The sequence below is a fragment of the Psychrosphaera sp. F3M07 genome (genome assembly GCF_018860345.1).
GTDB lineage: Bacteria > Pseudomonadota > Gammaproteobacteria > Enterobacterales > Alteromonadaceae > Psychrosphaera > Psychrosphaera aquimarina.
Window position 1 is genome coordinate 16,343 of sequence record NZ_JAHKPJ010000016.1, and the last position, 14,902, is coordinate 31,244.

12 protein-coding genes are annotated in these 14,902 nt (G+C 32.5%); all 12 read right to left on the reverse strand.

The annotated features are described in order from the left end of the window. Positions 1-76: 76 nt before the first annotated feature. From KO505_RS07130 to KO505_RS07185, 12 genes are read right to left on the reverse strand one after another with little or no spacing between them, the layout of a single operon-like run. The gene (locus tag KO505_RS07130; RefSeq protein WP_216054763.1) at positions 77-2,197 is read right to left on the reverse strand and encodes a bi-domain-containing oxidoreductase; all 2,121 of its coding nucleotides are present in this window, start codon (positions 2,195-2,197) and stop codon (positions 77-79) included. Beyond that, on the reverse strand, positions 2,194-3,312 hold the full coding sequence (locus tag KO505_RS07135) for a Gfo/Idh/MocA family protein (RefSeq protein WP_216054764.1): 1,119 nt from the start codon (positions 3,310-3,312) through the stop codon (positions 2,194-2,196). Before KO505_RS07135 ends, KO505_RS07130 begins: the two co-directional genes overlap by 4 nt. Next, positions 3,290-4,396, reverse strand: coding sequence for a histidinol-phosphate transaminase (locus tag KO505_RS07140; RefSeq protein WP_216054765.1), 1,107 nt, complete (start codon positions 4,394-4,396; stop codon positions 3,290-3,292). Before KO505_RS07140 ends, KO505_RS07135 begins: the two co-directional genes overlap by 23 nt. After that, complete coding sequence (locus KO505_RS07145) at positions 4,387-5,541, reverse strand: glycosyltransferase family 4 protein (protein WP_216054766.1); 1,155 nt, start codon at positions 5,539-5,541, stop codon at positions 4,387-4,389. The genes KO505_RS07140 and KO505_RS07145 overlap by 10 nt, the downstream gene beginning before the upstream one ends. Further along, positions 5,534-6,772, reverse strand: coding sequence for a hypothetical protein (locus KO505_RS07150; protein ID WP_216054767.1), 1,239 nt, complete (start codon positions 6,770-6,772; stop codon positions 5,534-5,536). Before KO505_RS07150 ends, KO505_RS07145 begins: the two co-directional genes overlap by 8 nt. Further along, entirely contained in the window at positions 6,756-7,850 is a 1,095-nt protein-coding gene (locus tag KO505_RS07155) for a glycosyltransferase family 4 protein (RefSeq protein ID WP_216054768.1), read from the reverse strand. Before KO505_RS07155 ends, KO505_RS07150 begins: the two co-directional genes overlap by 17 nt. Then, complete coding sequence (locus KO505_RS07160) at positions 7,843-9,111, reverse strand: hypothetical protein (protein WP_216054769.1); 1,269 nt, start codon at positions 9,109-9,111, stop codon at positions 7,843-7,845. The genes KO505_RS07155 and KO505_RS07160 overlap by 8 nt, the downstream gene beginning before the upstream one ends. Beyond that, positions 9,108-9,746, reverse strand: coding sequence for an HAD family phosphatase (locus tag KO505_RS07165; protein ID WP_216054770.1), 639 nt, complete (start codon positions 9,744-9,746; stop codon positions 9,108-9,110). Before KO505_RS07165 ends, KO505_RS07160 begins: the two co-directional genes overlap by 4 nt. Then, the gene (locus tag KO505_RS07170; RefSeq protein WP_216054771.1) at positions 9,733-11,370 is read right to left on the reverse strand and encodes an asparagine synthase C-terminal domain-containing protein; all 1,638 of its coding nucleotides are present in this window, start codon (positions 11,368-11,370) and stop codon (positions 9,733-9,735) included. The genes KO505_RS07165 and KO505_RS07170 overlap by 14 nt, the downstream gene beginning before the upstream one ends. Then, a complete protein-coding gene (wecC, locus tag KO505_RS07175) occupies positions 11,360-12,661 on the reverse strand; it encodes a UDP-N-acetyl-D-mannosamine dehydrogenase (protein ID WP_216054772.1) in 1,302 nt (433 codons plus the stop codon). Before wecC ends, KO505_RS07170 begins: the two co-directional genes overlap by 11 nt. A gap of 58 nt (positions 12,662-12,719) precedes the next feature. Beyond that, on the reverse strand, positions 12,720-13,853 hold the full coding sequence (gene wecB, locus KO505_RS07180; protein ID WP_216054773.1) for a non-hydrolyzing UDP-N-acetylglucosamine 2-epimerase: 1,134 nt from the start codon (positions 13,851-13,853) through the stop codon (positions 12,720-12,722). Further along, the gene (locus tag KO505_RS07185) at positions 13,850-14,899 is read right to left on the reverse strand and encodes a Wzz/FepE/Etk N-terminal domain-containing protein (RefSeq protein WP_216054774.1); all 1,050 of its coding nucleotides are present in this window, start codon (positions 14,897-14,899) and stop codon (positions 13,850-13,852) included. The genes wecB and KO505_RS07185 overlap by 4 nt, the downstream gene beginning before the upstream one ends. Positions 14,900-14,902 lie beyond the last annotated feature (3 nt).

Here is a 14,902-nt window from a genome sequence, read left to right on the forward strand (position 1 = left end):
AGCAGTAAAAACAAAAGAGACTTTCACCATACTTAAATAAAGCAGCTGAAAGCCTCTAAAACACATTAAGAAAAGTTTACTTTCTTAATGACTCGGCAATATCAACAGAGCAACGAGCAACTTCCATTATCTCTTCAAAAGAAATTGGTGAACTTTGCCCTTTCTCAATAGACTCAATGAAAACTTTAGAACAATTTGCTTGTCCTTTATCTTGCGACATAAGCTTATCTTTTTTAAAGCCTTTCCAGTCAAAACCGGTAAGTTTTCTAAAGTTATCTAATTGTAAAACACCATTATTAGCAAACACTTCAATGCGTTCTTTAGCGAAAGCTTTACCACCATTAGCCAAATAATGAATAGTTCCAAACGAACCGTCTTTAAATGTTAGGGTAATTGACGCTTTATCTTCAGTAATATCAACGCCATCAGCTTTACCCATACAAGTTGCAGAAAACCCAGTAATTTCACTACCAGCTAAAAACCTCATTAGATCAATATAATGACAAGCTTCACCAATAATACGACCACCACCAACACTCGGATCTTGTGTCCAGTGATCAGCAGGTATAGCCCCTGCATTCATAGTCATAATAAATGACTTAGGTTCAGCTATATTTCCTAAGAGTGCTTTCATTTTCACAACGTGTGGAGCAAACCTACGGTTATAACCTACCATTACTCTGCACTTACCGTTTTGTGCATCATAAGCCGTTTGAATGGCATCTAATTCTGCATGAGTAAGCGCTAAAGGTTTTTCAACAAAAACATTTTTACCTTTATTAATTGCTTGTATTACTTGCTCTGCATGTAAATTATGCTGAGTAGCAATAACAACAGTATTAATTGCGTTATTATTTAATAATTGCTCTAAATCAGTGGAAGCATTAGCAAAATTGTTTTTCTTACCATGATGAACAGCGCTTACACCACCACTGGTTAATAAAGTATCAAGCTTTGCGCCCGCATTTTTAAAGGCAGGAATTAAAACTCTAGAAGCATAATTACCGCCACCAACAAACCCACATACAGCATCTTTTTCTGCATAGTTATCTGCATTTCTAATATTAACCACTTTAGTTTCAAGTAATTGTTCTGTATTAGATGAATAATTTAACAAAATACCTAACGAAGATTTATCATCTAAACATTTATAAGCTTCAATAGCGTTTTCAATTTCAAAACGATGGCTGATTAAAGGTTTCATATCAATAGCGCCACTAGACATTAAGTCTAAAACCGCCTCAAAGTTACGCTGTTCAGTCCAGCGAACAAAACCAATAGGATAATCATTACCTTTGTCTTCATATTCAGAATCGTAACGTCCGGGACCATAAGAACAAGAAACCTGAAAAGATATTTCTTTTTCATAAAAGTCAGCACGTGATAACTCTAAGCCAACAACTCCAACCAAAACAATACGACCACGCTTACGACACATGTTGGCGCCATTACTTACAGGTTCATTACTTTTGGTAGATGCCGTAATTATTACTGCATCTACACCATTACCACGTGAAAAAGCATTAGCTTTAGCAATAGGATCTTCACCAATAGACAAATCTACCGTTTCTGCACCAAATTCACGTGCCATCGAACATTTTGTAGAGTCAAAATCAATTCCTAGCACACGGCAACCGTTAGCTTTGAGCAACTGGACTGTTATTAAACCGATCAAACCAAGGCCAGTAACAACTACAGTTTCACCAATAGTAGGGTTAGCTATACGAACACCTTGCATGGCGATTGCCGCAAGTACGGTAAAAGCGGCACTTTCATCATCAACGTTGTCGGGTATTTCCGCACACAAATTTTTAGGTACACGCACAACCTCTGCATGATTACCATTAGAAACAACACGGGTTCCTACTTGAAAACTTGTTCCGCTATTATCTTGCACTATACCAACATTGCAATAACCTAAAGGCAAAGGTTGATCTAACTTAGAACGCACAGCATCAATAGTGGGCATTAAACCATCAGTTTTAACTTTATCTAAAACCATTTTCACTTTATCAGGCTGAGAACGTGCTTTTTCGATAAAATTAGACTTACCAAAATCAATTAACATCCGCTCTGTACCAACAGACACTAAAGATTTTTGAGTGGTAATTAAAAGTTGCCCTACTTTATTTTGGGGACATGGAACATCAACTAACTGGGTTTCGCCGTTAGCTATATTTTGTAGAATTTGTTTCATATTTTATCTATAAATTTATTAGTTTTTGATTTGATTTGAATTTGTTCCATGACCTGAAGCATTAATCTTGAGGAAACTAAAATACAATTAAAATCTCTTTTAATATGATGAAACGGTTGAAGTATAGCCGTTTCATGACCAACATCTTTTGGATAATACTTTCTTTTAATTTTTTTTGTTCCTATTTGAAATTCAGCTTCTCTAAAGTCGTCAATTTTAGCTAACACGCCGTCTTGTTGAAAAAATATCATCTCATTAATACCTTCAAAAGGTTCATTCCGTGCGGTTAACACAATTGAGATTAAGTCACCCCTAGCCGATTTCAATACTAAACATAAATTATCGTCTTTATTTTCATCATCAGACCAGATAATGTCAACTGTCAAATCTATCGTACTTTTAGTCGCATATAATAAGTCGATAGCAAGATCAATCCAATGACCCAAATTACCGCAAACCCTTGTGCCTTCTTTAATATCTCTATACCAATGTTCACTATCAATAACATGCCCAGCAATAGTACATGTCAGTGTAAATGGGGTATCTACAAGATATTTTTTTAGTTCATTTATTGCCTTGGAATGTGGTCTGTTATAGCCAACATATATTCTATTTTCATTAAGAATGTAGGCTTGTTCTATTTTAGCTAACTGCTCCCTATTTACTGAAACTGGTTTTTCTATGTAAACATCTATGCCTTGTTCTAATAAGTTTAATGCATAATCAGTATGGCTATAATGGTTAGAAGCGATGTACGCTAAAGATATACCTTTCAATTTAGGAAGTTGTTCACCTGTTTTTATTATTACTCTATGTTGTACTCCATAACATTTTGCAAAACTATCTAAATTTTTTTGATCAATGTCAAAGCAATATTTAATTCGCCTTCCAAAGTTTTTAGAAATAAAAAATCCAATTGTCGCAAACGTAAATTGTCCACAACCTATAACAGCTATGTCTTTTTTTGAATAAAAATATTTTAAAGGAAACAACAATAGAACAATATTTACATTTATTCGAAGACGACCTAAAGCTTTTACCACAGTTCTTTTAAAACCGTAAATTAAATAAAATCGAAATAGCTTTTTATAATTATGCACTGCGAGTTTTCTCATTCAAATCAAGACTTATAAGAACTTCCAAAACACGAACCATTTGTTTCTTAAGTCCAATAGTTACTCTTACATAACCTTCCATAGTATTAATATGTCCGTAATCTCTAATGAAAATATTATTATCTTCCATCTTTTTAATGACTAAGCTTTTATTAATTCCAAGATCTAATAGAATAAAATTACCGCCTTCTGAATCGTTGGTATTCACCCCAATTGACTCTAATTCTTTAATAAACCATAATTTAGTATAATTAACCTCATTAACATAATCCTCCATGTACTTAATGTCATTTAAAGCAGCAATAGCCGCTACTTGTGCACAACTACTAATGTTTTTAGGATTTCTGATTCTTTTTAAGCCATTAATATTGTTTTCACTCCCTAAGGCATATCCGACTCTAAAAGATGCTAGCCCAAAGGCTTTTGAAAATGTCCTACATATAATTATATTTTCAAACTTTGTTACTAGAGAACTTGCCGTGATTTTAGAGAATTCATAATAAGCTTCGTCAATTACGAATAAAACGTCATTAAATCTACGAACTAATTTTTCTATTACTTCTGTGGAGTAATTTGTACCTGTTGGATTATTAGGGTTGCATAAGTACACAATTTTAGGACAAATAGATTGCATATGGAGCTCAAAATCTAAATAACTAAAACTAAAAGTATTATCTTTATTTAATGGAAAGTAATTAATCGTCGCTCCAATACTTTCAGCCGCAGCTCTAAAATTATCATAAGTAGGTGAAATTAAAGTAATAACATCACCTGGGTTTACAAAAGATCTAATGATATATTCGTGAAGTGCATCCGAACTACCAAAATATTCAAGATTACAAGCAGGTACTTTACTGTATTCAGATAACAAGTTACGAAATACTTTATTGTCAACATCAGGGTACCAATTCATTGTTCCATTATTTGCAAACTTTACGAGTGCATCTTTCACTTTAGGTGATGGTGGAACAGTAGACTCATTCCAATCCAACTTGAGAACATCACCTCGACTATCTAACTCCCAGGCTTTATGAGTTGTAACTTTGTAAGGTGTTAAACATTTAACAAATTTATTTAAAAACACTTATTCTCTCCTAAAATATGTGGATATATTCGACTTAAATGAGCTTCTGTAGTGAACTTTTTGTCGAATAACTTATAACATTCCTTACTCATTACCTCATAGTTATCAGCTGAGTATATGTATTCAATGGCTTGAGTAATTGACTCAGGGTTATTATAATCTACGAACGCACCAGTTACTTTATCATGCACCATGTCTGATATTGCTCTGTAGTTGGTAGTTACTATGGGAAGCCCAAAAGACAACGCTTCTATTATAGATACAGGTTGCCCCTCATTATTATAATTGGTTGGCAAAATGAAAATATGTGAATTTGATAACAAATTTAGTTTTACATCTCCAGATACTACTCCGTGATAAATTACATGTTCATCAATACCTAGCTTTCGAATTGTAGAGAAAAACAACTCTTTAGCTCCATTTAATGTTTTTACATTTATGTCATCTTCATTTGTGTAAAAACTACCGGCAAAGTGACACCGTACTTTTATACCTTTATGCTTAAGTTTTGCTACACTTTCTAAAACATCTAAGTACCCTTTAGACTCCACTAAGTTAGATAAAAACAATAACTCGATTGAATTATTTTCGATAAATACCTTATTTTTTTTCGGTTTAGCACTAAATGGTAAACCATTTTCTACAATATGAATACGAGAATGCAACTTAGGTTCAAAGTCATACATTTTTACTAAATTTTTACCTAAAACTAAAATTCTTTCGGATCGTAGCAACGTTTTTCGAATTAGATACTTAAAGAGAGAGTTTTGACCTTGATAAAAGTGGCCATAATTACCTCCTTTTAAATGTAAAATCATGTCACTTTTGAATAAAAAAGAGATCCAAATAATAAAAAAATCTCTTAGAAATCCTTGTTTAGATTGAGAAATTGTAAGATATACCCTCGTCTTATTCCAAGTTAGCATTCCAAACAGTTTAATCAAAACCTTTACATATTTTAGAGATCTAATTAATACTTTTATGAATCCACGCCTTCCTACTATATCTGAATCTGAAATATCAATTACACTAATATCTTTATTATTGAAATCTTTCTTAATTGAATCAGTTAACATTTTAAATGACAAAGATTGTCCATGGTGTGGGGGAGGTAATGGACCAATTAAAAGAATTTTTTTATTCAAAATTTTCGCGCCTTTGGTTAATTATAAAAAACATCAGAGCTAAGGTAAAAGGTAAGATATGGCGGCCTAAAATCACTAACTCCTTCATTTCAACTAATAAAACAATTACTAAAATAAAGCAAACTTCATACTTTAACGCCTGAGTACTAGTAAGGCATATATAAAAACTACTAATTATCAATGTTATGAAAAGAAGTATGAAAACTAGCCCTCCCATATAAAACATTCTTATGAAGCCGACATCACTTTTTAGGTAATCATTGTGCATCCTTCCAGTTGAGCCTGTCCCCCAAATATAATCAATGTAGTCCATCTGAGGGATAAAAAACATATTAGATAAAACTTTAAACGTATGAAACTTTTTACTTTCATCACCATTTGATGTACTAAAAAATTCACTGATAGTTCTATCAATTGCAGTTTGAGACATATCCCATACGCCCCATAAAGTATCATTATTACCTATTATTAATATTACTAGCCCACATGTTATAGCTAAAAATGAGGCGTTTATCATAAAGTTAACCATCCCTTTAAAGTATAAAAAAGGGCTAGCAAGTAATATTATCAACAAACCAGTTCGTGCAATGAATAAAGTTGACAATATAATAACCAAACCTCCAAACAAAAACCTTGAACTCTTAATCATGCCTATTTTCAAACATAATATCCCAGATAAGAAACCTATAGCGTGAAATAGACTTAATAAAGCACCTCCACCTCCTGAAAAGCCAGCCATTCTATAAGAGCCAACGCTTGTATACATCAAAGGAGACACATCAGAAAAATTATAAATGAAATTCTTAAATTCGGGGTTGATAAATTGAATGATTACCACTAGAGAATGTAATAAAACACTAAGAAATACAAAAAGTAAAAAATATTGTAAAGCTGATTTTCCGTAAAATTTTATAAAAAAAGTAGTCAAGGCTAAAGAGCCTAAAAAATAAATTAATATTTTAAAAGCAAAAACAATTGAATCACCTTGAGCTCCTGAAGCTATGAAACTGACAATTAAAGTTATAGATGTAGCTAGTATCACTATAGAAATAAATAAAGTGTACTTTCTAATAGACTTTAAATAAAATAATGATAATAAAAACGCAGCTAGCAAGCTTAAATCCAAACCATTTTTAAATTTCATTCCAATTAAATAGGTAAAGGTAACGATAAAGGTAAGTAAAAAGGTAGCGCTAGAGCTTTTATTTTGTCTATTAACTATTGACTGCACTCTTAGCCCTTAATTGCCAACTAAATTTACTTTCAATTAATTTAGCACCTTCTGTGGGTACAATATCCCCCAAACCTTTTATAATATTCACGAGGCTAGTTATTGACGATTCATTAAAAAATTTTGCTTCTTTATCTGAAAGAACCTCTTGTAAAACCTCAAGATTTGCGGAAATAATCAATTTGTTAAAAGATAAGTATTCAAACATCTTTAAAGGTGAAGTATAACGCCCGATATCCTCACCATTACTAGTTATTACATTTTTTTTATTAGGTAATATAACTGCGTCGAAAGACTTTATATAACGTTGAACATCGTCCTGTTCTTTATAACCATAAAAAAATAGATTATTTGCAGAAATATAGTGTTTATTTAACTCACCAATTTGCTTCCTCGTACCACCAATAATATGAAAGCCTATATCAGGAAGTAATAATGCAGCTTCACAAATTAAATCGACACCTTTACCTTCTAATAAACTACCTACGTACCCAAGGTTTACTTTCTTATTACCAAGTAATTTTATAATCTGGATTGAATCAATATCGATTACATCTGCACCATCATGTAAAACAGTAACCTTTTTAATATCCACACCTAAGGTTTTACAAACATCTAATTTTAAACATTCTGAAATAGTAATTAATTTAACTGTATTTTTATTGCGAACTATAAACTTGTCCATTAGTAATTGAACTTTACTTTTAGGGATTCCATGCATTTCATAGTACTGTTTTAATCCCATTAAACTTAATATAAATGAAGTATGTCTATTTCTAGAGTAGATGAAATCGTTTGAGTCCTTAAGTGTAAAAATTTTCAATGGAAATATGACAAGACTAATAAACAAAGAATGAATTGGAAGTCTTCCAAGCTTACTTAAATATAAATTAAAAGTCTGAGGTACATTGTAAATTTCAAAAATCTTAGTTTCTTTTTCGCTAGCTGAGTTAGTTTTAGCCAACAACGTTACATCATATTGGTTTAATGAAAATCCATTACACATCTTCATAACATGAAGTGAGTTCGCAGTTTGACTAGGTATAATTGAGTTTGAAACATATATTAATCTATTCATAACATACCATTTTTTTATTTGAAGCATCCAAGCGTAATAGTACAGAAAATATTGAATAAAGTGCTGAAGACAAAGCAATACCAAGTAGTCCTAGCCAGTTACCTAAGAGAACTAATAATACTAAATATATAATACCTAACGTTAAATTTACTTTCAAAACATATGACTCAAGTCCTACTGCTATAGCTAATGGATGTGCATAGAAAAACATCATATTGATACTAATACCCGATACATAAATTAACATTGCAATGAAATCATTATACACTCTTACAGTTAGGAAATAATTAAGCACTGTCTCGCCTGCTAGGGCATTAAAAGTGAAGAATAATAAGGCAATAACTGAAGTAAACTTAGTTATTTGTATTAATAACTCTTTAAGTTTGGAGCTATCACCTTCAGAAAGCAACTTTACTATTTCAGGGTATATTACTATATACATAGGCTCTATAACTTTTGAAAGGAATGCTGATATCAATTTAATTAGTTTATAAACAGCTAATGATTCTAAGCTGACTAACCTAGCGATTAAAATTTCATCTAGGTACCTAATTGATAATACACTCGTAACATTAAAATGATTAATAACTATAAAACGAGTTAAATCAGGATTTAATTTAAATACTTTCAGGTTTTCGAACAAAGAAAGAAAAGAACAATACTTTCTAACAAAAGGAAGGCCAGCTTTAGCGAGATAAATAGCCCCTAAAATATCAGCAAGAGCAAACCCAACTAGAACCCATTCAACTTGCTCAATTACTCTAATAAAGACTAAAAAAGATACGATCAACTTGACAATTCCTGCGATAATTAACTGGTAGTTTATTAAATATAACTTATCAGTTAAACGAGCTACTCCTTGCCATAAGCCATTCATACGGAAAGGTAATATGACAGCGTAAACCAGAAGTAACTTACCTCCTTCTAAAAAATCCTTAAAAGAGAAAAATACAATAAGAAGGACGACTGCACTTAATAAAATGTTCATCAAGTCTGTTATTGCAGCTATTTTTATTACGTCAAGTCTATTGTATTTTTTATTTAAGCCAAACTTAACAACTAATTGCCAACTTTGGGAAAATGAAATCCCCTCAATAAAATATACGATAGCTTGAATTAAAATAAAATAACCAAATGAACTAATAGATAATGACTTTGACAATAGTAATATCGCACTAAAAGTACAAACTGAAGCAATTGAACTTCCAGCAAAAAAGCGTTTACTTAAATGAAAAAACTTTTGGAAATTCATTGTACTCAAATCATGTCCCAATTTCTTTGGTATGCGATTTCAGTCAACTCTTCACAAACTCCTTCAATTACGACAGGGATGTCAGAAAACTCTAATAAAGGTAGGTCGTGTATACTGTCACTTACCGCGATTATTTGTTCGAATTCTAATGAATTTCCCTTAATAAATTCATTAATCATTTTTACTTTTAGTTTTCCAAATACAAGCTCTTCTGTTAATTTCCCTGTTGTTATTCCATTTTTAACTTCTAATTTGCTAGCAATTACATCACCCAGTTGATTATTTTTACAAAACGGTTCTATATAGTCTGCTATTGCAGCTGAAACTATAACTATTCGGTCATCAAAACTTTTATTTAAGTTAATATATTGCAATAAATTTCTGTTGATTACAGGCTGGAGTTGCGTTTTTGAAAACTCTGTAACTATTGAATTTAATTCTAAAACGCTCAGATTTTTTAGTAAGTATATGCGATTATATTTACTAACTTTAAATCCAAGCTTTTCAATCAACCAAAAATATAGATACTTAAAAGTCCTAAATTTTAAATTCCTCAAGCATACAAATTTTATAAATAGCGGTAATGAATCTTCAAAAACTAAAGTCTGACAAAAATCAATGCAAAATAGTTTAGGATACTTCAAGGTCAAGTTCCTTTATATTTATAGCTAATGAAGATAAAGCGCATAATACAGGAAACCTTTGTTGGCCGTTAAACCCATTCCGCTTTCCTTTAATCACACTGTCAATTATGGAATCCAAAAATATATTATCAATCAATCCAACTTCAACTAAATATTTTGAATTATTTATAATAATTTGTCTAAACTCTTTATTCGATCTAAATTTATCATTAAGGTCTGGTTTATAATCGAAACTATTCCTAACTAAAGATTTTCCAAACAAAGTACGAGTTAAAACTGAAATAACTCTTTCTAAGAAAAACTTTAATTCTTTACCTTTTCCTTTATGTGCTGATGATGGTAACTTGAATGTTACTGGATACATCTCCTTCATTAACTCTAAAAATAAAACTCTACCTTCACGATTTTCAATTGACATGTATTTAACAGCTTCAATTATTCTATTATCCATAAAAGGTGAGATAATTTCAAAAATATCGCGGTGTGCTAGAACACTATGTTGTGTCATATTCACATTACGTTGGAATAAATACCAAGAGTCAAAATTCTCAGCTAAATCCCCATATTCAAACTTTGACGTTTCAACTACTAACTGATCATATAATTTATTTAAGTTTGCACCTTTAATAAAACTTATTTCACTATCGAATAACCATCTATATTTAGTAAACACATAGTCTGTTAAATTCTTTTTCCCTTTTGCTACATGAGATCCCATAATGGGATCTCCTCCAAAACCAGATAATAATACGTCACCATATTCTTTCATTTTCCTTTGTACTGAACAGGGTACATATGGTGAGTTCCAAATAGAATAATCATGTATTTCAGCTAGCTCTATAAACTCATTTGGATTTATTATTTCATCCCCTGTGATTTTCAAGTGTATATGTTTAAACCCTAAAGATAATGAAACGTTCCTTGCTACATCAAGTTCAAAAGTATCTTCAAGACTATAAGTGAAAGTTGTAACATTTTTTTGCATCCCCCTCTTAGCCAATTCTGATAAAATTGCCCTCGAGTCAAGACCTGCACTAATAGGACAAACAACTTTTTTTCCATTCAAAAAAGTTTCTATATCATCAAAAACATTTACCCAAGCCTTGTTTAACTTTTCTTTTATATTATTCTTGCCTGTTGAATATTGAAATCGCGGAGCCCAGTAACGTTCAGAACTCCAGTGTTCATTACTAAACTTGTACCAATAAGCAGGCTGGGCTTTAAATACATTTTCGATTAAAGTTTTATTTCCATGTAAAAAAGCATAATAAAAAATAAACTCGTTTGCAGCCGCTTTATTTAACTTCATAGGTTTGTTAATTAGAGATTTTATTCTTTCTGAAATTGTATTTGAAGCTTCATTAACAAAAATTGGCATACTTGCCCATTTATCCATTATAAAATGAAATTCTTTTCTGTCTTTCAACCAAATTAATATAACGAATGAGCCTTCAACTTCAGGTAATAACTTCTTTATATTATACTCATCGAATTTAGTAATAAGTTTTTCTAACTTTTCTTTGTTTTTGTATATACTCCCGAGTATTAAATATTCTGTAGTTTTCGTTTCTTTTATCTTATATTTAGTAGAGTTAAAAGAAATTAACATGTTTTTAATCGACAAAGCTGTTCTCCCATATTCCTTTGCAATCGACTAAGTATTTCTTATTAAGGAAACTTACATCCCCCTTTTTGAATTCTTTATGATCTACTAACATTACATGAATATCAGCGTGTATAAGAGCCTCTTTTGTCGAAACAAGTTTACTTTTGATTTCCAAATTTTCAGGTAGTGTTGTTATATTAGGTTCAACTATAAACAAAGGCCCTGAATGTACCTTTTGTAGTTCAACAACAATGTTTAATGCCGGACTTTCTCTTAAATCATCTATATCAGGTTTAAATGCTACCCCATAACAAGCAATAATTACTTCACTTGCAACTTTATCTTTATGGTCTAATAAATAATTCGCTAGTGCGAGTTTAACTTTATTCAACACCCAACCGGGTTTAGCATCATTTACTTTCCGCGCTGTATGAATAATTCGTGCTTCTGAAGGTGTTTTAGATACAATAAACCATGGGTCTACAGCAATACAGTGACCGCCCACTCCAGGACCTGGTTGTAATATATTTATACGCGGATGTCGGTTAGCGATTGAAATCAGCTCCCAAACATCAATATCTAATTTGTCACAAATAATCGATAATTCATTAGCAAATGCTATTTGTACATCACGGCAAGAGTTTTCAGTTAATTTTGCCATCTCAGCTGTTCGTGCATTTGTTGTGACACAGTCCCCCTTCACAAACGTTTTATACAGCTTGATTGCAGCTTCTGAACATTTTAAAGTCATGCCGCCAATCACTCTGTCGTTCTCGACCAGTTCACGCACTACATGGCCCGGCAGAACGCGTTCAGGGCAATGCGCGACATTTACATCAGGTTCTATATTGTTATCCTGAGGGAATGACAAGTCACTGCGAGCCTCTTTCAGCCATTCCGCCATTTGCTCTGTTGCACCAACAGGAGACGTCGACTCTAATATCACTAAGTCACCCTTTTTCAATACAGTTGCTATCGCTTTAGCCGCTGCTTCTATATAGGTTAAATCAGGCTCAGGTATTCCGTTTTCATTGTCGCTATTGCTTTTAAACGGCGTTGGCACAGCAATTAAAAAAGCATCCGCAGGTTCTGGTTTAGTTGTAGCTTTTAAGTACCCTTCGGTAACGGCTGCGTGTACAATAATATCTAATTCAGGCTCAACAATATGTATTTCACCGCGGTTTATCGTATCAACGGCATGTTGATTAACATCAACACCGATAACTTTCTTTTTTCTAGATGCAAACATGGCTGCGGTTGGCAAACCAATATAACCAAGGCCTATTACAGAAACTGTTTCAAATGACATAAAAATCCTAGTTTCGAGTTTCGAGTTTCGAGTTTCGAGTTTCGAGTTTCGAGTTTCGTTAAATTTTAAAATAATTATTAGCGAGAACATCCAATATTTTTTGACAAGCTTTACCATCTCCGTATGGATTATGGGCGAAACTCATTTCATTGTAATATGATTCATTTTCTAATAGCTTAGTTACTTCACTGACAATCAAATCTACATTTGTGCCAACAAGTTTAACCGTTCCAGCATCGACTGCCTCTGGTCGTTCCGTAGTTTCACGCATAACCAATACTGGCTTTCCTAACGATGGGGCTTCTTCTTGAATCCCCCCCGAATCTGTCAAAATGATATGGGATCGGTTCATCAAATATACAAAAGGTAAATATTCCTGAGGCTCAATCAAATGTACATTCTGTAAGTTTGACAATAGTCTATTCACTGGCTCTTGCACATTAGGATTTAAATGAACAGGGTAACAAAATATTACATCTGGATTTTGGGTGGCGAGTTTATTAATTGCTTCACAAATACGCTCAAAACCACCACCAAAACTCTCACGTCGATGACCTGTGATTAATATAAGCTTTTTATCATTATTTAAAAAAGGAAAGTTTACTTGCATTTCGGTTTTTAAAACCGTATCGGTTTCTACTTTTTCTTTGACCAATAATAAAGCGTCAATAACAGTATTACCGGTAATAACTATCTTATTATGATCAACATTTTCATCTAACAAATTTTTTCTAGACGTTTCTGTCGGCGCAAAGTGAAAATTGGCTAACGCACCTGTTAATTTGCGGTTACCTTCTTCCGGCCAAGGTGAATAAATATTACCGGTACGTAAACCTGCTTCAACATGACCAATTGAAATTTGCTCGTAATAAGTAGCTAAGCTAGCTGTAAAAGTAGTTGCAGTATCGCCGTGTACTAGAACTACGTCTGGTTTGAATTCTTTTAAAACAGGTGTGAGTTCCAATAAAATACGGCTAGTTAACTCAGGTAACGTTTGACCTACCTTCATAAGGTTCAAATCATAATCAGCTTCGATTTCAAATAACTTTAATACCTGATCTAGCATTTCTCGGTGTTGAGCTGTGACACATAACTTAGCATCGAATCGATGATCAGCTTCTAATGCTTTTACTAATGGAGCCATTTTTATAGCTTCAGGCCTTGTTCCAATAACAGTTAATACTCTTTTCATTTTTCACTTCTAATCACTTGAAATTCTTCAATATTATTGAAGAATTTTATTAAAATTACAGCAACCGATGACATAACGCCTAATATTACGCCTAAAATTAAAATTAAAGCTCGTTTAGGTGAATCTTTTTCCTCCGGCATCATAGTTGGCACTAATGTTTTAACTAAGTACTGTTTATTAACTTCTGTCATCATTAATGTTTTTGAGTGGGCCTCTATCATGCTGTAAAACACTTGCCGCATCTCTGTATTAGAGGTTCCATTAATTTTGTTAGTTAAAAAGTTAATACTAGCTTCTGCTTCTTGTTTATCTAACTCGCGAAAATGATTATTAAGTTCTTTTGTTAACAATTTTGTTAACTCGTAAGCTACATTCGGGGAATAATGGCTAACATCTAATTTAATTAAACCAGTGTCATTTTCTTGACTTACCATTATAAATTTTGAAACCTCCTTGTATGTATCAATACTTAAAGGTTCTAACGTTTCTCCATCAGTATCTGTAAGCCAAGTACTTGTTTTTGCATTGTATAAACTGTCGTCATAAACCAATTCATTTGTGGCTTTATTCCACCCTTCTACTGCCATAAAAGTTGGTTTTAAGTTATATTTGTTTATGAATGAATCTAAGTAATGCCAGCTTTTCATCAACTCTAATGCATGTTCTATTTTATTATCACCACCACTTCCTAGATTAATACCCGCCATGGCCGCTAAGCCACCGTATTGGCTTGCTAATCCTCCTAATCCACCGGTAGATTCTTGGCTTGTTGGTGCTAATACTGTTGTTGCTTTATAAATGTTAGGTAAGGACAAAGCGTAAAATACTGAAACCACGGCGAAAACGAAGCTTATTGCTACTATTTTTATTTTTTCGGCCCAAATAACGTTGAATAGCTCTTTTAGGTCAATTTCATCGTCAGGACTTTGCCCTGCAGAAAAAGAAGAATTTAGATTAGAGAATTTAGATTCTTCATTGTGCCATTTCTCGTATATATCGAGTTTGGCTTTTAGTTCTGCTATTTCAGTGCTTTTATCATTAGTCATAAA